This window comes from Glutamicibacter sp. AOP5-A2-18 (assembly GCF_052446055.1).
Classification (GTDB): Bacteria; Actinomycetota; Actinomycetes; order Actinomycetales; family Micrococcaceae; genus Glutamicibacter.
On sequence record NZ_JBQSVW010000001.1, the window covers coordinates 3537948 to 3555376 of the forward strand.

Sequence of the window (17429 nt, forward strand, 5' to 3'; positions counted from 1 at the left end):
GAAAGGACAAGAACAATGACTGAAAACAACACCGCGCAAAATAGCCCGTCCAAATCCTCGAAGCTCAAGAAGCACCTTCGAAATCTCGGCCTGTTCCTCATGGGCATCGCCGTGGCTTACGCCATCACCACCTTCCTCGCCTAGCCGCTGTCCAAACCTCATAGCCTGAAAGCGCATCGCCATGACCGTCATTCTCAATCCTTCACTTCCGGCGACCCAAGCTGGCACCACGGCAGCGCAGCAGGCCCAACCTCTACTAGATGGTCTTGGTCGGGCACCGATCCGCACAGTCTCGGCAACACAATTTGCCGGTCGTAATGGCAGCTGGATCATGGAATTAACAGACGGAAGTCAGATATTCGTCAAGAAGTTCAATGCATCTGCGACATCACCGCAGGCGTTTGCCCGATCAATGAATTTTTCGTTCTTTGCTAGAAACAATCCACAGCATGCGCCTAGCACCCCTAAATTGTTAGCGGGGGATGAATCAACTGGCCTGTTGCTGTTCGACTACTGTCCCGGAACTAGCCTGGCTCATCTGATCGTCCAGGATGCTTTGCCCGTGAGTTTCGCGGCAGATTCCGGCAGGTTATTGGCACGATTACATTCAGGCCCCACTGACGGACTGGATCCAGCGGGCAGTACGCTCCCGGTGCAGACGTTGCGCTTCGGTGTCACACATACCAGGTACTTGGATTTCACGTTGGCAGAACTCAGCCTGTACCCAACTTTGCAACAGGACGGCGAACTCCTTCAAGCGCTCGAAGCCCTTCATGATGCTGAGGAGACAAACCGCAAATCACCGATTCACGGTGATCTGCGGTGGGACCAGTTTCATGTGAACGATTCACAACTGAATCTGTTGGATTGGGAAGACTTCTGCCTGGGAGACCCGGCACGAGACATAGGAACACTGGCCGGGGAATGGATCTATCGCGCGGTGCTCGACACGGTCACCTCTCGTGGCGGAGCCGATTCTCCACCCGAATACTTTGACGAAAACAGCGCGACAACCCTGATATCTCACCGGCTAGCTGCAGTCGTTCCGCAGCTACAGGAGCTGTGGCACCACTATCGGCTTAATTCCAGCACCGATGACTCGCAACTGGCATTGCGCGTCACCGCGCGGCTTGGCTGGCACTTGGTGGATCGTTCAATGGCTAGGGCAGCCATGGTTTCTAGGCTCCCCGGAATTGAACGGGCAGCGGCAGGCATCGGCCGTAGAGCCCTTTTAGACCCCGCACGATATAGCCACGCACTAGGTTTCGGAAAGGACTGAGAATGGACGCCCTACTTACGGCAACTGAAACTAATTTCACTGACATCTTGGCGGCCATCTCAGAATCCGTTCAGTTGGACCTGGTGAAAATGACGGCAAGGATCGATGGGCATCATTTTGACGCATCAAGTCCGGGGGAGCTCAAAAACGAACTGAGCGCCCAGATTTATAAGCATCTGCACATCCGCAATCCCCTTATAGATACCCAGCCTACAACCGGAGAACAAGATTTAGCCGCGCAGTTCACCGCCCTGGTTCCACACCGAAGTATTTGGCAGGTAGCGGACTGTGGATTCGAAAGCTCGGCTTCAGTAAATGGAGAATCCCACGTCATCGTGAAGCTCGGCGGTGTCAAGGTTCTAGTACCACAGTCCGACGTACGTAGGGACCCTGTGAAGGAAACGTTGGCCGTACGTCTGCCCAGCTGGCGTGCCCGAACCACACCAGGATATTTGCTGGTTCTCGGTGAGCTTTCCCCTGGGCCTTCCATCGATACAGCTCGGCTCTATTTTGGTTGTGAAACCCATGCTCAAGCCTTAGAGCTCTTTCCCGAGTTACTTCTAACGCTTGCAGCTTCGGGAATTGGATACCACCTCAAGGCGCTGTCATCCTCATTGGCTTACCCTCGCAGTGACGCGATCGTTGCCTATGTACCGGCAGTGCACGCTGCAAAAATTGCGGACCTGCTTGGTCGGGCCATGAAAGACCTGTCGAGCACTCCAAATAGCTCTTCGATATTCACTCAACCGCTTGGTAAGGGAATCACCCTGGCCGAAGAGAGTATCGATCAACGTCCGTCCCACCGATCCCTGAGCTTCGGGCAACATCGCTCTCGGGTTCTAGCCGACGCACTTTTCCGTGCTGACCGCGAAAAGATCGGTCTATCTCAGGCGTGGATTCAAGAAGCGGCTGAGGCCCGGATTGACCCTAACCGGCCGTCTACTAACCTGTAAATTTACCCGCTGACCACACACCCATCACAACAAATGCCGTTTCTTTGGCGCATCACTAAGGAGCAACATCATGAGTAACACCAACGCACTCACCGACCTAGCCCAAGCGCACACCATCTACGCCGCACCAAGCGAACTAGGTGCCGACGCAGCCGCAGAAGCACCAGCAACCACCCCATTCTGCGCAGGCGTCTTGATCGGCGCAACCCTGACCGTGGGTTGCTAAGCCTCACCTCAATCAGTGACTGCGGCGGGGTGCTTGGCCGGCAACGGCCGTTCGCTCCGCCGCATCATTCCACAGCTACCCCAGAGGAACACCATGACAACAGCGCACAGCACCACGCCGGCTCAGGCATTGGATCTTTCGTTGGACGGCTTCGGCTATCGTAAAGTTGCGCTGGTTCTGACAGGTTCTGCTGCGACCCAAGTCATGCCATTCTGGCTCGATTGGATTCTGGCCGCAGCACCCCACACGCAGTTCAGAATCATCATGCGAGACTCCGCGAGCCGCTTCATCACTCGACACAGTTTGGAAACGCGTTTGCGCGCTCGTGTACATTCCGATCATTGGGAAGACGAGGTGATCGCGGCACATGTGGAGCTAGCTGAATGGGCAGATCTCATGCTGATCTATCCCGCAACTTTGGACTATGCATCGCGCCTCGCCAGCGGAATTACCGATTCCCCATCATTACTCGCTGCGCTCAGTACAAGTGCACCGGTATGCATCGCTCCCTCGTTGCCACCCCGCGCGCTGTCCAATCCGCTGGTAACAAATATCTTGGATGCCTTGCGCACCCCAAAGAACTTCGTGGTCATCGATCCGGTACCTGGCCCCAGCGAATCTAGTGATAGCGCGCTGGCGTGGGTACCTCCACCTTTTCCAGCAGTTATGCGTCGTCTCGAATCGTTGCGAGTTGCTGGAACTATCGGTTCGACAACGGATCGCTAATGACGACAGCCAATTTCACTCCGGCCGCAGGATTCAGGGTGCAAACAGGGTTACTGGCTACCGAAGTAACCAGTCATGACGGCGTCTATTCATGGCAACATCGCCTGGGCGCACATGCCCGCTCAGTTTTTCCACCCTTGTGCCGTCAGGGCTAACGAACATGACTCACGATTCAGAATTGGTCATATGGGGACAAGGCGACAGCTCGGATCGCAGTTACCGAACCCATGCCGGCGCATCCCTTGCGATTCATCTTTTGGACCCAAAACCGGTCAAGTTGCGAGTTATTGGGAAACTCTGGGGCGCTGCACTCAACGAGATACACAATGTTCGTCCTGATTCCAAAGTAGCTTTCACCAAGCCTCGCACCTTGCAACGCGCTGCCGCATGGCTCGACGGCGCTTGGAAACCAGCTCGTACCGTTCTTGGTACCGCCGGACTGAACCGCATGAATGATTGGGCTATTCGAATGAGCGAGGGCCATCATCGTGTACTCGTACACGGTTGCCCTGGAATGGCTCACTGGGTCCTGACTGCCGATGCACGATCGGGAAGTCTGCTCACCGGCGAAGATACAGGCGTCGCGAACCCAGTCTATGATTTCGGCTGGATTCTGGGCGAAATTGCCGAGCTCAGGGCATTTCACCCTTTGTTAGGCCCTGTGTTGAACCAGTTAGAGGAAGGTCTTCTCGACTGCTTTCCCGATGTGCCCAACTTGAATGATCTGAACTTGGCGCGTGCCTTCCGACTGGTTCACCATGCCTTTGATTGGCACCACTATGCCGGAGCATCGATTGAACAGGCCACATTGCTTTTGCGATTAGCAACGAATTACATATCTAACCCGCTAGGAACTGATCAGGAAATCTCATGAACTCGACCCCCTTGAAAGCACCCCAAATGCGCAGCATGACACTTGATCAGGGTGCCCGCGCAATCGCCATTCAAAACCCAGCAGCGCGAAACAGTACATTCGTTCTTGCCATTGCCTCAGGGATGCGGCACGAACTACCGGGTGAAGAAGGAATGCTTCACTTACTTGAGCATCTGATTTACCAAGATAGTGCGGCAATAACCTCAAGCGACCGTGAAGCTGAACTTAACAGCATTGGTGGTGTCTTGGGCGGACACACTCACATGGACTACACCGAGTTCTACGAAACGGTATTACCTTCTGATCTGTCTGGCATGGTTGCCCGGGTGATTGAACAGGTTTTTCATCCAGCATTTCAACCTGAGCAGATTAATGAACAAATCCAAGCTGTATGCACCGAACGGACCCAGCGTTTGGCTCCCGTACCTGGTGAAGTATTGCCGTTCCCACACCTGACTTGCCAGTATTGGGAAGATCACGCGCATGGCCACGATGGCACAGGCGACAAAACCCTACTTTCTAGAGTTTCTGTCGAGCGTCTGCAAAACCTACACGCAAAACACTACCGCCCTGAACACGCTGTTTTGGTGGCTTTCGGGCCGCAAGAACCGTCCGACATGTTGGAGATCCTCGCTGAAAAAATGGGTTCAATCTCAGTTGAGAAAACCACACAAGAAACTATGGCATCGCACCTCATAGAGGCCCGTCCAAGCTCGGCGAGGAACCAAAAAGTTCATGTACCCGGCCTTCCTGCTAGACGACTGCTCGCCGCTACCAGCGCTGCGGACGCGCAGACGATCAACGAATCGTTCCTTGGTGATTTGATTGTCGCTTCACTGCTTTCAATGCAAACCGGATTGGATTCCAGCCTTGGTATCTTCGGTCCGGCCGACTTAACCGAAAACGACTTATTCATCCTCGTAGATGACACGGGCCTCGAACTAGCTCCAATGCTTAGGCTGCGAGCATTAGCCACTGTTGATGACGCAACTTTGCTATCTGCGGCAAAAAAGGCACTGTTTACCGCTGAAAAATCCGTGCATGATGATGAACGGCTGACACGGACTACCGCTCGCGACATGCTTCTTCGAGGATCACCTAGCTTTGCCCATGAACTTGTTGATCGATTGAGGCTTCTTTTGGAACAGACAGCAAGATTACGCAAACTGCTACTAGGTTCAACGCAGCGTTTAGCTACTCAGCCGTGGCATACCATCGATGTGACCCCAACCCTCCAGGAAATTGCATGAGAACCCTGACCAAGAGAATATTAACAATCTCCGATGACCGCTCCAGTTTTCCGGTGCTCTCGCTAGCTTGGCGCACTGATCCGCAACATGAACAGGAAACTCGAAGGTTGTTGACTCAGAGTTTCGGCCAAACTGACCGGCTGATCCCGGTCTGGCACCAGTTCTCTGGCGACAACGGGTCAGTAATTCTGACTGTTGCCGCTGAACAGTCACAGCTCGAACGTTGGTTGCGATCTATGGCTCACGAATCCTCGTGTCTCGATTCCAAGCTGGTCTCCGGGCCGACGATTGCTGTGGTCGGAACCTTCATTGATGCCGAAAATTTCCTTGCCACTGCTAGCGATTTGTTCCCAAGAAATGACTCAGAAACTGCGGCGTTACCGAGCCGAATGCAGCAAAACATGGTTCAGGGCTACCAGCAGACACTGATTACCGGCCAAGACCCAAGCCAGCAGGTCGGAGAGGCTGCCTGCTTCTTGGCACTGTGCCTACTATCGGGAGGAGCTTCGGCATTGCTACCGAGCTCGGTGGCGAGCATAGGGAACGGGGCTACAGTCCAAATTTCCCGAGGTCTCATACAACGCCGTGCTGCCATCACTTGGCAAGGAATTTGCCGAGGGAGCGGCGGATTGCAGATTTTCGAAAGGATCGTCCAGACCCTGCCAGTGCAGCTCAACGCCATGGATGACGCCGAGGTGCAACGCCTGAAGCACTTCGGCCTGGCCAACCTTAGTCGCGCGTGGCGCTCACCGATAGAACTAGCACAAACCGCGAATCTGTACCAGATTATGGACTGGGGACAGTCATTGATCACTAGCCCACAGTCAGAACTTGATCGAGTAACGCGCGAAGACTTGAATCACGCAATGGATCAATTGCTACGCCCCGTATTGGAAGTTCTCGGCCGAAGCTAAGGGTATGTATTGCACGCACTAACTAGACGCGTGGCGCTCTTCTAATATCTAACAGCCCATATTCCATAGACTTAACAAGAATTTGCACGCGGTCGCGAACGCCGAGCTTTTCCATTACCTTAACGAAACGCGCCTTCACGGTCGATTCGGTAACGTACAGCTCTTCAGCCATTTCCTTGTTGCTCATCCCTTTACCAAGCAACACGATGACTTCAAGCTCTTTGTCAGTTAAGGCCTCAGATAATTTTGCATCAGGTTCAACCTGCGCTGGAATCGAGTCTGCCAACCCGGAAACGACGTGGCGAGTTACCTCAGCGGAAAGCACCGATTCGCCAGCCATTACTTTGTGAATTGCTTCGGTGATCTCTTTGGGCTGAGCGTCCTTGACAAGATATCCACTAGCTCCGGCACGGAGTAGGTCCACTACGTAACGGTCCGTAGAAAAGGTGCTAAGCCCAAGAATCGCGATTTCTGGATTGTTTTGATGGATCTGCGCAGTGGCGGCAACCCCGTCCATTACCGGCATCTGCATGTCCATGAGAATCACGTCCGGACGTAGCCCGGCGGCCTGAAGCACCGCAGCTTTCCCGTCAGCAGCTTCTCCAATGATCTGGATGGTGGGATCCGAGGAAAGATAGTCACGCAAAATTTCGCGAGTCAGAGTTTCGTCGTCAACGAGCAATACGGTGCTCAAGGCTTCTCCTTCTTACCTGGCGCCATGACAACACGGCGCTACACCCTTAGTTTGCCTTAGAAAGTCCTTCTAATGGAATTGTGACGCTGGTTGTCCACACTCCCTCAGTCTCTCCCGCTTCCACAAACCCACCGAAGACCCCGCAACGCGCACGCATGGCCTCGAGTCCAGTTTTTGAAGACATGATCGGCTTTTCGCCCGATATGTTATTCGTAGCTACGAGTTGAACGTTACCTTCGCGAACATATAGGCCCACTTCCACACTGCTCGCGGGGACCGCGTGTTTGAGAATGTTGGTGCCCAGCTCACGAATGGTTCGGCGGAGGGCCTGTCGCAAACTAGCTGGAATACGGGCAACTTCGCCCTGCACCGTGAGATTCACTTCATATCCTGAACTCTGAAGCGCATCTGCCACCGCGTCCAGATCATGTACCAGACCCACGGCTGTCGTAGTTTCTCCAGAAAGTTCTGCCGGATCGATAATACTCGGACCAACTGTCGCGCTCTCGCCAGCTGCGTCAGATACTTTATCTTCTTCCTTGAGCAGCAGTACTAGCGACCGAAGATCCTGCAGTGTCTGTTGTGCAGAATTGCCGATTCCCGCCAGAATCTCTGAAGTTTTTTTCTGGTCGTCCACGAACTCTGTGCGACGCGCCTGCATCGCGATAATAGTGACGTCATGGGCAACGATGTCGTGCAACTCGTGAGCAAGCAAGGTTCGTTCGTTGGCTCGAATTTTTGCCTGCTCGACCTCCAAAGCCTCAATGCGTTTAGCGCTGTTTTCGTGACGACGGCGGAACGCATTCAAGCTGAGCCCCGCGGCACCAGCGAAGGCAACAAAGACTCCGACCATGACCACCGCGAACAACGGAGCATTGGGAACCAACAAATACAGGAAGAATAGGACGGCCTCACACAACAAGGGAAAAAGCACTGCTTGACGCCACGGCAAAAGGTAGCAACATCCTGCAACGACAATTACTGAGGGGAACACCAGTCCCGCCAAGAGGACGCCTGGCATACCCACCGCAGCGATTACACATATACACGCGAGCCAGAGAATAGCGCCAGGTAGAGCGCCAAGAAATAATGCCGCGAGCGGCAAATAGGGTAACGCTAATTTCAGCGTCCCATATTTTCCAAAAGAGTCCCCGGAGCCTACCCAAACGTCCCCCACGTACATGACGAGGGCCAGCAGAATCGGCACCAGGCGACCAACGACACCTCCGGGTAGCGGCTTAATATCGGCGGTCCAGGCAGTCCACTTTCTCATATCTGACATTGTTCCATCGCCAATGCGGGTTATTGGCATCGTCGTGAATTCCGTGACCGACTCAGAATGCGTGACTGCCAGAGTAATGATCGACTAGCTTGCCATCTACTGGGGCCGACGGCGTGATTCCAGACGGCTGACCGTGTACAACGTCTGCTCATCGGGCTGGGTTCCGGCAGCGTCATGCGCAGCCTTAACTCTCATGGCTCGATCCCACTTGATGCGCTCGCGAGGGCTGGCTTCTATGCGGCGTTCCGCCGGGCCAAAGATGCTCAAACCCAAGTACTTCAGACGCCAGAGAACGCGGTAACCGATACTCAAGCCAGTGGTATCGGCGATGATAGGCAACGGAGATTCATCCATGCTCATAGTCCTCTGCAGTATCCGTGGGATTTAGTTCTTCTTTTCCAAGCATACTGCATTAGTTGGTGCACCAACTAAATTCGTGGCTACGCTTTTGGCGCGCTACCACCAGCATCGATCAGGCGGTCCAGGATGCCCCTCAACTCAAGAACATCCTTCTCGGATAATTGGAGTCGAGACATCATTTCTAGCGGTACTTTCAACGCCTCTTTGCGCAAATCAGCGCCTTTTTTGGTGGGCTCGATGATGACCGACCGTTCATCCTGCGGATTTTTAGTCTTGTCTACCAACCCTGCAGCTTCCAAGCGTTTGACCAGAGGGGAAAGAGTACCCGGATCTAGGTGCAATTGATCGCTCAGTTCGCGGGCGCTGAGCGCTCCAGAATCCCACAGTGCCAGCATCACCAGGTACTGAGGGTGGGTCAGGCCCAACGGATCCAACACTGGCTTATAGGCAGAGATCACCGAGCGAGAAGCGACCGCCAAACCGAAGCACACCTGCTTTTCCAGCTTGAGAAGATCATCTTCCGGAAGAATAGCGCTGTCCACGTTGTTGCAAACTCCTTGAATTGGGGCAATACCGGTGATTCGATCGTACCGCCCGGAGCGCGGGTTGCTTGTGGCCAAAGCCCCTCGCAGTGAATAACCTTGGCTCATGAGCAACCTCGATCAAAGCCCAGAAGAAATCGACTGCAGCAACGCCCTATCCCCTGCTGAAGTTGAAATCTTGACACCTCGCGAAGTCCCTCTGGGTGGGCCTCGGGCAATGACCGTCTTCCGCACCCTGCCGCAAAAACAGCGTAGCCTCATCGGAGCCTGGTGCTTTCTGGACCACTACGGTCCAGATGATGTCCAAGTTACCGGTGGAATGAACGTACCTCGCCATCCGCACACCGGACTTCAAACAGTCTCGTGGTTGTTCACCGGTGAAATCAACCATCTAGATTCAGCTGGTTTTAAGGCAACGGTACGTCCCGGAGAACTCAACCTGATGACCGCCGGGCGCGGCATCAGCCACTCCGAAATTCTCACCGAGGACACCGCCACCCTGCACGGTACTCAGTTATGGGTTGCCTTGCCGGAACAGGCCAGGAACATGGACCCTACTTTTGAGAACTACCGGCCTGAGCCATTGCTCGGTCAAGGCTGGAGCCTGTCAGTCTTCCTGGGCAGCTACGAAATTTTCGGACAGCACTCGGCCTCCCCGGTAACAACTCACACCGAGCTGGGCGGCGCCGAACTACGTTTGGAGCCGAACACCGAAATCGAGGTTCTGGTCCCGGAGCATTTTGAGCACGGAATTCTTTTAGACTCGGGTTCCTTGCAGGTCAACGGGCACCCATTGGCCGCGCGTGACCTCGGCTTTGTCCGGGCCGGTTGTAAAACCTTGCGTCTGGTTTCAGGCGATGAACCGGTATTAGCCTTGCTCATCGGCGGGGAGCCGTTGAATGAAGACATCTTGATGTGGTGGAACTTCGTGGGACGCACCCACGAGGAAGTCCTCGCATTCCGTGCTCAGTGGCAAGCAGAAATTGGCGCAGAACCAGCAGACACCTCAGAGGACCGCTTTGGCCCCTTCCCGCCGAATACTCCAGCAGCACTACCGGCCCCAGCCCTACCTACCGTTCGCCTGCGCCCGCGGGTAAACCCTGCCTAAATCAAAGGACACCACCCATGAGTGAGATCAAGCCAGTATTCCTGCCCGAGCGTCGCCGCTTCGCCCTGGATGATGACGGCAAGCTGATCGACGAGGCGCACTACCGCGACTTTGAAGGATCCGACGGCGTTGAGCGAATCTTCTTCCACACCACCGTGGATGAAGAATACGGTGGACAGGGACTAGCTAGCGTGATGGTGAAATACGCTTTGGAGAACACAATTGCCAGTGGCGCTAAGATCGTAGCGGTCTGCCCCTACGTCAAGGCTTATGTGGCCAAGCACAGCGACTACGACGCGCATCTGGTTGAGCCTACAAAAGCCCACCTGGGAATCTTGCCGCGCGATTAGTAGTCAACCGTGGTGGCAGTCCCCTTGGTGCGCCCAGAAATAATGATCAAGATCAGGATCAGGAGCAAACTAAAGCTGAAGACCGAGATGAATCCCGTGCCGATAGCTGCCATCGCAAAGATCACGCCGCCAATCGCCGTGGCACCGGCATTGCCAAGGGAGTCTGCCACTGACATCGCCGAGGAGTTAAACCCTTGCTCGTCCTTGGCTGACAGTGCCAACATATTGACGTTTTGCCGCGGGAAAATCATCCCCATACCAAAACCTCCCACGGCCCAACCGCACACCAACACGATCACCGGCGGGTGGAAGATTGCGGTGGCTAGGGCAGTGGCTATGGCCACAGCGCCCGCCACTGCCCCGAGGGTAATGCAGGTTGAGGCTTGGACCTTCTCCCCCAGCTTGCCTTGCAACCACGAACCTACCGACCAGAACAAGGCCGAAGCCGTCAAAATCAGCCCCGCTTTATCCGGGGCAAGCTGGTAGTCCTGTCGCAACAGGTAGGGGAGATAAACCTCCACACCAAAGAAGGCACCGGTGACAAAGATCCGGGTCATGATGGTGGCTGGCAGACCGCGCCGCAAGGTGAAGGTACCGACGGGCAACAACGGGCGAATGGCCACAAGTGCCACCACCAGGGCTAACGCTAGTCCGATCAGTGACCAGCTACTGCGCGAATTTCCTAACAGGTTCATGGAGATCACCGCTAGACCGGTGAGACCTGCCAACCCGAGGCGCTTCATCGAGATCGGGCCGAGGTCTTCGTTGCGTTCAGACCCCAGGGCTCTGAGCACCGGAATGATCCCGCAGAACGCTACGACCACCAAAACGGCGACACCAGTAAAGACCCAGCGCCAGCCCAGGTGCACCGCCATCAGACCTGCCAACCATGGACCGATCATCGCCGGCAGTACCCAGGCGGTAGCAAACAACGCAAAGATTTTAGAGTGCAAGTGTCCGGGATAGGCGCGTGCAATCAGCACGTAAATGGCTACGGTAATGGCGCCACCACCGATGCCCTGCAGGATGCGACCTGTAATAAGCACCTGCATGTTCGCGGCCGAACCACAGACTACCAAGCCCACACAGAAGATCGTGACACTGATCAGCAGAGGAAACTTTGGCCCCCAGCGGTCGGTAATCTCGCCAGCTGCGACCATGCCCAGCATGCCACTGGCAATCGGAGCGGCAAAGGCTAACGCAAAATAGCGTTGCCCGTGCAGTAGTTCGCTGACCAACGGCATGACGGTGGTAACCGCCATGGACTCAAAGGCAACAAGGAACACCAGAATAAACATGCCGATGGTGGTGGCAAGATACTGCGGTGCGTAGATCGATTCTGTAGTGGGTCCAGACAGGCGGGAACTACGGTTTGAAGGCATAGTCCAATCTTGCCAGCTTGTGGTTAGCCGCCTAGCACGTGCAAGGCAAAGGCCGAGAGGAAACCGGCGGTAACCAACAACCCGGTGTAGTCATGCTCAACGGAATAGGCTTCGGGGATCATCGTGTCGGCAATCATGGTCAGGATGCCACCAGCGGCCACTGCTGTAGCGAAAGCCAGAGCCTGCCCAGGCATGGATTGCATAACAAGTGCGCCAAAGAAGGCAGCCAGCCCACAGGAAATTGCGATGGATCCCCATAGCGCGGCAATCGTTTTGCCTTGGCGCCCGGCGTCTTTCATTTGAGCTGTGCTGGCCAGACCTTCGGGAACATTCGAGATGAAGATGGCGATAAGCATGGCTGGGTTGATGCTCGCACTGGTAACCACAGTTAGGCCCAGGGCCACCGACTCCGGGATACCGTCAATCAGTGCACCAACGGCCAGGGCGGTGCCTGACGATTCCCCTTGGCTGCCTTTACCTGACTTCACTTGACGCTTTTTCGTACGCCAATCCAGTAATCGATTGGCTAAGAAATATAGTCCGGCACCTACCAGCACGCCAGCGATGGTAGCTAGCAGGCCACCGGTTTCGAAGGCTTCTAACACCAACTCAAAACTCAGCGCACTAACCAATACTCCGGCGCCGAAAGCCATGATCGCGCAGACCCAAACTTTTGGGATCTTGAACCACCAGGCCGCACCGGAACCCAGCAAAAGTGCCGAGCCGGCCACCGTACCCCACAGCAGAGCCTGCAAAGAAGCAATCATGGAACTCACTATAGCCAGCAAATCGAATCTGGCTGGAACTAGCCCTCTGAGGACATGTTATTAAAGCGTGAGTAGTGACCCTGGAAGGCTACGGTGATGGTCTTAGTTGGACCCGCACGGTGCTTAGCGATGATCACGTCAGCTTCACCCGGACGGTTTTCCTTGTCGTAAACATCATCACGATGCAGCAAGATAACCATGTCGGCGTCCTGCTCAATCGAGCCCGATTCACGAAGATCGGAAATCATTGGCTTCTTGTCGGTTCGCTGTTCGGAACCACGGTTCAGCTGAGACAGTGCAATCAGTGGAACGTCGAGTTCTTTGGCCAGCAACTTCAGGTTACGCGAGAACTCCGAGACTTCCTGCTGACGGGATTCAACGCGCTTACCCGAGCTCATCAGCTGCAGGTAGTCAAGAACAATCATACGCAGCTCGTTGCGCTGCTTGAGTCGACGGCACTTGGCACGGATTTCCATCATGGACATATTCGGCGAATCATCGATGAATAGTGGAGCTTCGTTCAAGCGACCCATGGTGGTTGCAATCTTGGTCCACTGCGAGTCTTCCACCGAACCCTTTCGCAGGTCCTGAAGCTGGATGGAGGCTTCTGCCGAAAGCAGGCGCATCGCGATCTCGTTGCGGCCCATTTCCAAGGAGAAGAAGACGGTAGCCATATTGTTCTTGATGGCTGCAGAGCGTGCGAAGTCCAGTGCGAAGGTCGACTTACCGACGGCGGGACGGGCCGCGATGATGATCATCTGACCACCCTTGAGGCCCTGGGTCAGCTCATCAAATTCGTAGAAACCGGTAGGTACGCCGGTGATGCCGTCGCCTGCGTTGGCTGCGTTTTCGATTTCGTCAACGGTGCCTTCGATAATGTCCGAAAGGCGTACGTAGTCTTCACTGCTGCGGTTTTCGGCAACCTTGTAGACCTCAGCCTGAGCTTCGTTGACGATGGCATCAACTTCACCGTCTGGCGAGTAACCCATCTGAACAATGCGGGTACCGGCGTCCACCAAACGACGAAGTACTGCGCGTTCTCGTACGATTTCTGCGTAGTATCCAGCGTTCGCAGCGGTTGGGACTTGCTGGATGAGGTTGTGCAGATATGCGGCTCCACCAATACGTGAGATCTCTCCACGTTTGGTCAGTAAGTCAGCAACGGTCACCGCATCGGCTGGTTCTCCTCGACCATAAAGATCGATGATTGCTTCGTAAATGGATTCGTGAGCGGGACGATAGAAATCGGTGCCACGCAGTGCTTCAACTACGTCTGCAATGGCGTCCTTGGAGAGCATCATGCCACCGAGCACGGACATTTCCGCCTCGATGTCCTGTGGCGGCTTGCGCCCCGCGTCGGATTCCCGTGCCTCGTAAACCGGCTCAGCACTCATTACAGCCACTTCCATCCCTATTGAACCGCTGGGAAAAACTTCCTTGCCAGATGGCAACGCTCCATCATGTCAGTCGATACCGACAACTGAAAAAGCGTCTGTGGATATTTCTGTCCCAAAGTCAACACTAAGACCGTTATTTGCTCACGTAAACCTCGTTATCCACAGCGCCTGTGCATAACATGGCCTGACTTGTGGACTGCCCTGTTCACTAACTGGGGAGAACCCTGTGGATTAATAACTATTACCATTCGGTAATATGTTTTGACTTGGGTGTTTGTGTTTACACAGCTGTGGACAGAAAAATATTTTGTTGAAGCTTGCGGCACCCTTCGCAGAGTTATCAACAGCCAAAAACACCCGGAATTCGGGGTTATTAGCGATATGCACAGAGTTCTACACACATCACCCACAAGCGTGTGGATAACCCTGTGGATAGTGAGATTCTCCTAAAACCCTTAGTCACCGTAGGTTAAGCGGTTCACTTGACCCTCAAAAACGACGTCGTCCACATTTCTTTGCCCCAAGGCATCTTTTGTCCCCGTGGATAACTCACCACATCATCAAAATGCTGCCGTCACGCAAAAACGCTCCGGGTGGAACACCGTGTGTTCCGTCCGGAGCGTTTGAGCAACTAGCTAGCTGAAGTTTTAGACGAGTTCAGGAACTGGGATTGAATGAAATCGTGAATCATGGAAGATCTGTGGCGAATGTTCGGAGGCGTGGTGCCCGTGCACTTCCAAGAAGACGACCCAGTGATCTCCAGCTTCAACTTCGTTGTAGATGGAAGTCTCCAGCCACAATGTGGATTCCTCGATAAACAGCGCGCCACGATCAGTGACGGCAGTGTCTACACCACGGAAGCGGTCACCGGTCTTTGAGGCGAGCTGCGCGCACACTCCCCCATTGCGGTCGCTGAGCACTGAGACGCCAATGTGGCCAGCTTCGCGTAATTTGGGCCAGGTGTTAGAAGTTTTCTGTACTGCAAACATCACCAGCGCAGGTTCCAACGAAACACCAACGGTGAACGACGAAGCGATAATTCCGGTTTTTACACCGTCAATCTCGGCGCAAAGAGCTGCGATGCCTGAGGGGTGCTGAGCGAAAACCTTGCGGAGCGTCAGCGGGTCAAGTTCACGATTCAATGACATGGCTCGATTCCTTCTGGTCTTGCCCACGGCGCTGAAGAGACCCGAGCAAACGGTTCGGCGTCCCCGAATCCACTTCTCACTGATCATTCACGCAGTGCGCGGTACTTGTTTCAACACCATTTAGCGCGAAACCGAATCCTCACCTGGAGCACCCCACTACCGTAGAGAGGGTTGCCGATCAGCAAGCCAGGGCTTATAGCTGATGCTCTTGATTCTGTTTAAAACGATATGGGTCATGACGAAGTATCGTCAAACAAATCACTTCGTAAATCGCAATATTCAATGATTCATTCGACGCATAGGCCTACATCGAGGTGTCTGGCAGTCAATTATTCAGAAGATGTGTGATCCATAACGCAATCCGCTTATCGGTGACATCCTGCCCAGCTCGGTCACCAAGGCCACTTCAACGCTTTTCTGGGGCCGCCCACCGTAATGAAACCGGGTTCCTTTCTCTGGCGTTCAGGTTCATGCCACGATAAAAGATGCAGTGTTATGCGTCACACCATTCATTGCCTGCCGCCGTTGCCAGAGATGATGAGTGAAGGATGCCTCCATGGTAGAAATTCAGGCCAACCATTCAGAACTAACCCCGTTGCGTTTCCTTGAACGCTCGGCCGAGGCCTACCCCAGCAAGACCGCCATCATTCATGGGACTCGTAGTTATACCTACAAAGAATTCGAAACTCGGGTGCACCGTTTTGCTCAAGTACTAGCCGAGCGCATCGAACCCGGTGACCGAGTAGCGGTCTTGGCACCAAATACTCCTGAGATGTTGATGGCTCACTACGCCGTGCCGCTAGCTGGGGGTGTGCTCATCGCTCTGAACACGCGACTCTCCGCCCACGAGCTGCAGTACATCATCGACCATTCGGGAGCGAAGCTCCTCCTGGCCGATACCGAATTATTGGAGAACACCAAAACCCTGCGAGGCGAAAACCCCGGCCTGCAGGCACTGATTGAGATCACCGACGACCAGTTCACCTCCCCACGCCCGAACGTGGAAGTTGATGGAACCTTGGAGCAATTGCTGTCTACCACCAGCGACGAGAAACTGCCCTATGCGATCGCGGACGAGTGCTCTGCCATCGCCTTGAACTACACCTCGGGGACCACGGGAAAGCCCAAGGGTGTGCTCTACTCGCACCGCGGCAGCTACCTAAACTCTCTGGGTGAAGCGCACCATCAGGGCCTTAGCTCAGCGACCCGATACCTCTGGACGCTACCGATGTTTCACTGTAACGGCTGGTGTACACCTTGGGCAGTGACCGCAGTTGGTGGCACCCATCTATGCCTGCGTGGAGTGCGTGAAGATGCAGTGTGGGATGCCATCGAGAACCTCGGAACTACTCACCTGTGCGGTGCCCCGACTGTTTGCTCGATCATCGCCGACTCGACTCGGGCGCACCAACTTCAGGCTCCGCTGCGCATCACCACCGCTGGAGCTCCACCGTCCCCGGCCATCATTTCCAAGTTGCAGAAACTGGGCATCGAAGTCGTTCACGTCTATGGGCTGACCGAAGTGTATGGCCCCTACACAGTCTGCGAATACCAAGAAGAATGGGATCAGCTAGAGCCGGCCGAACGCGTGGCCAAGCTAGCCCGCCAAGGCGTCGGAATGATCACCGCGGAGTCGGCACGCATTGTTGATGAGAACATGTTCGACGTTCCTGCCGATGCCCAGACTATGGGCGAAATCGTCTTGCGCGGTAACAATGTCATGATCGGCTATTACCGAGACGAAGAAGCAACCGCACAGGCCTTTGCCGGCGGATGGTTCCACACCGGCGACTTAGGCGTCATGCATCCCGACGGCTACATTCAGGTGCGCGACAGGGCCAAAGACATCATCATTTCCGGTGGCGAAAACATCTCAACCATCGAAGTGGAACAAGCTTTGGCTTCCCACCCCGAGGTACTGGATCTGGCCGTTGTTGGCATCGCCGATGAGAAGTGGGGCGAACGTCCCGTGGCCTACGTGATCCGAGCCAGCGACTCCACCTTGAGCGCGCAAGATCTGATCGATTTCGCCAAGCAGAAACTTGCTGGCTACAAAGTTCCGCGCACCATCGTTTTCCCGCAGGATTTGCCGCGTACTTCAACGGGTAAAGTGCAAAAGAACGTACTACGAGCCCAAGCGCTTGAACAGCTTAATAAGAACTAAATGTTTTGGAGTC

Annotated in this window: 19 protein-coding genes and 1 riboswitch; of the genes, 11 read left to right on the plus strand and 8 right to left on the minus strand. The window is 54.7% G+C overall.

The window, feature by feature from the left end; all coding sequences use genetic code 11:
* Positions 1 to 15: 15 nt before the first annotated feature.
* The 8 genes from ACT3RW_RS16910 to ACT3RW_RS16945 all read left to right on the plus strand — a co-directional run bounded on the left by ACT3RW_RS16910 (position 16) and on the right by ACT3RW_RS16945 (position 6222).
* Positions 16 to 144: a hypothetical protein gene (locus tag ACT3RW_RS16910; protein ID WP_444614560.1), complete on the plus strand. Its 129-nt coding sequence runs from the start codon at positions 16 to 18 to the stop codon at positions 142 to 144.
* A 37-nt stretch (positions 145 to 181) separates the two neighbouring features.
* Entirely contained in the window at positions 182 to 1279 is a 1098-nt protein-coding gene (gene lxmK, locus ACT3RW_RS16915; RefSeq protein WP_131089593.1) for a class V lanthionine synthetase subunit LxmK, read from the plus strand.
* 2 nt (positions 1280 to 1281) lie between these two features.
* Complete coding sequence (locus tag ACT3RW_RS16920; RefSeq protein ID WP_444614561.1) at positions 1282 to 2232, plus strand: T3SS effector HopA1 family protein; 951 nt, start codon at positions 1282 to 1284, stop codon at positions 2230 to 2232.
* Between the two features lie 70 nt (positions 2233 to 2302).
* On the plus strand, positions 2303 to 2458 hold the full coding sequence (locus tag ACT3RW_RS16925; protein ID WP_444614562.1) for a hypothetical protein: 156 nt from the start codon (positions 2303 to 2305) through the stop codon (positions 2456 to 2458).
* Between the two features lie 93 nt (positions 2459 to 2551).
* Positions 2552 to 3184, plus strand: coding sequence for a flavoprotein (locus ACT3RW_RS16930; protein ID WP_131089595.1), 633 nt, complete (start codon positions 2552 to 2554; stop codon positions 3182 to 3184).
* Positions 3185 to 3344: 160 nt separating this feature from the next.
* Complete coding sequence (locus ACT3RW_RS16935) at positions 3345 to 4058, plus strand: hypothetical protein (protein WP_444614563.1); 714 nt, start codon at positions 3345 to 3347, stop codon at positions 4056 to 4058.
* Positions 4055 to 5308, plus strand: coding sequence for a M16 family metallopeptidase (locus tag ACT3RW_RS16940; protein WP_444614564.1), 1254 nt, complete (start codon positions 4055 to 4057; stop codon positions 5306 to 5308). The genes ACT3RW_RS16935 and ACT3RW_RS16940 overlap by 4 nt, the downstream gene beginning before the upstream one ends.
* Positions 5305 to 6222, plus strand: a complete 918-nt coding sequence (locus ACT3RW_RS16945) for a hypothetical protein (RefSeq protein ID WP_131089598.1) — start codon at positions 5305 to 5307, stop codon at positions 6220 to 6222. Before ACT3RW_RS16940 ends, ACT3RW_RS16945 begins: the two co-directional genes overlap by 4 nt.
* Positions 6223 to 6244: 22 nt before the next feature.
* Here the strand turns inward: ACT3RW_RS16945 and ACT3RW_RS16950 are convergent, their stop codons facing one another.
* From ACT3RW_RS16950 to ACT3RW_RS16965, 4 genes are all read right to left on the minus strand, one after another.
* Complete coding sequence (locus ACT3RW_RS16950; protein WP_131089599.1) at positions 6245 to 6916, minus strand: response regulator; 672 nt, start codon at positions 6914 to 6916, stop codon at positions 6245 to 6247.
* A gap of 46 nt (positions 6917 to 6962) precedes the next feature.
* On the minus strand, positions 6963 to 8189 hold the full coding sequence (locus ACT3RW_RS16955; RefSeq protein ID WP_444614565.1) for a sensor histidine kinase: 1227 nt from the start codon (positions 8187 to 8189) through the stop codon (positions 6963 to 6965).
* 105 nt (positions 8190 to 8294) lie between these two features.
* Complete coding sequence (locus tag ACT3RW_RS16960) at positions 8295 to 8552, minus strand: hypothetical protein (protein ID WP_131089601.1); 258 nt, start codon at positions 8550 to 8552, stop codon at positions 8295 to 8297.
* Between the two features lie 86 nt (positions 8553 to 8638).
* Positions 8639 to 9208 (minus strand): MarR family transcriptional regulator, encoded by a 570-nt coding sequence (locus tag ACT3RW_RS16965; protein WP_165477325.1) that lies wholly within the window; start codon positions 9206 to 9208, stop codon positions 8639 to 8641.
* On the opposite strand from ACT3RW_RS16965, the gene ACT3RW_RS16970 reads away from it, so the two are divergent.
* Together ACT3RW_RS16970 and ACT3RW_RS16975 are read left to right on the plus strand one after the other, a co-directional pair.
* Positions 9207 to 10208, plus strand: coding sequence for a pirin family protein (locus ACT3RW_RS16970; RefSeq protein WP_262198950.1), 1002 nt, complete (start codon positions 9207 to 9209; stop codon positions 10206 to 10208). The genes ACT3RW_RS16965 and ACT3RW_RS16970 overlap by 2 nt on opposite strands.
* Positions 10209 to 10225: 17 nt before the next feature.
* Positions 10226 to 10558 (plus strand): GNAT family N-acetyltransferase, encoded by a 333-nt coding sequence (locus ACT3RW_RS16975; RefSeq protein ID WP_444614566.1) that lies wholly within the window; start codon positions 10226 to 10228, stop codon positions 10556 to 10558.
* Here the strand turns inward: ACT3RW_RS16975 and ACT3RW_RS16980 are convergent.
* From ACT3RW_RS16980 to ACT3RW_RS16995, 4 genes are all read right to left on the minus strand, one after another.
* The gene (locus tag ACT3RW_RS16980) at positions 10555 to 11940 is read right to left on the minus strand and encodes an MFS transporter (protein WP_131089605.1); all 1386 of its coding nucleotides are present in this window, start codon (positions 11938 to 11940) and stop codon (positions 10555 to 10557) included. The two genes, ACT3RW_RS16975 and ACT3RW_RS16980, sit on opposite strands and share 4 nt — an antisense overlap.
* Positions 11941 to 11963: 23 nt before the next feature.
* Positions 11964 to 12707 carry a ZIP family metal transporter gene (locus tag ACT3RW_RS16985; protein ID WP_131089606.1) on the minus strand — a complete coding sequence of 248 codons (744 nt, stop codon included), beginning with the start codon at positions 12705 to 12707 and terminating at the stop codon, positions 11964 to 11966.
* 38 nt (positions 12708 to 12745) lie between these two features.
* Entirely contained in the window at positions 12746 to 14101 is a 1356-nt protein-coding gene (gene dnaB / locus ACT3RW_RS16990) for a replicative DNA helicase (RefSeq protein ID WP_131089607.1), read from the minus strand.
* A 650-nt stretch (positions 14102 to 14751) separates the two neighbouring features.
* Positions 14752 to 15252 carry a flavin reductase family protein gene (locus ACT3RW_RS16995; RefSeq protein WP_131089608.1) on the minus strand — a complete coding sequence of 167 codons (501 nt, stop codon included), beginning with the start codon at positions 15250 to 15252 and terminating at the stop codon, positions 14752 to 14754.
* 96 nt (positions 15253 to 15348) lie between these two features.
* Positions 15349 to 15466: riboswitch (SAM riboswitch) on the minus strand.
* Between the two features lie 342 nt (positions 15467 to 15808).
* On the opposite strand from ACT3RW_RS16995, the gene ACT3RW_RS17000 reads away from it, so the two are divergent.
* Positions 15809 to 17416: an AMP-binding protein gene (locus ACT3RW_RS17000; protein WP_444614567.1), complete on the plus strand. Its 1608-nt coding sequence runs from the start codon at positions 15809 to 15811 to the stop codon at positions 17414 to 17416.
* The last annotated feature ends 13 nt before the right edge of the window (positions 17417 to 17429 follow it).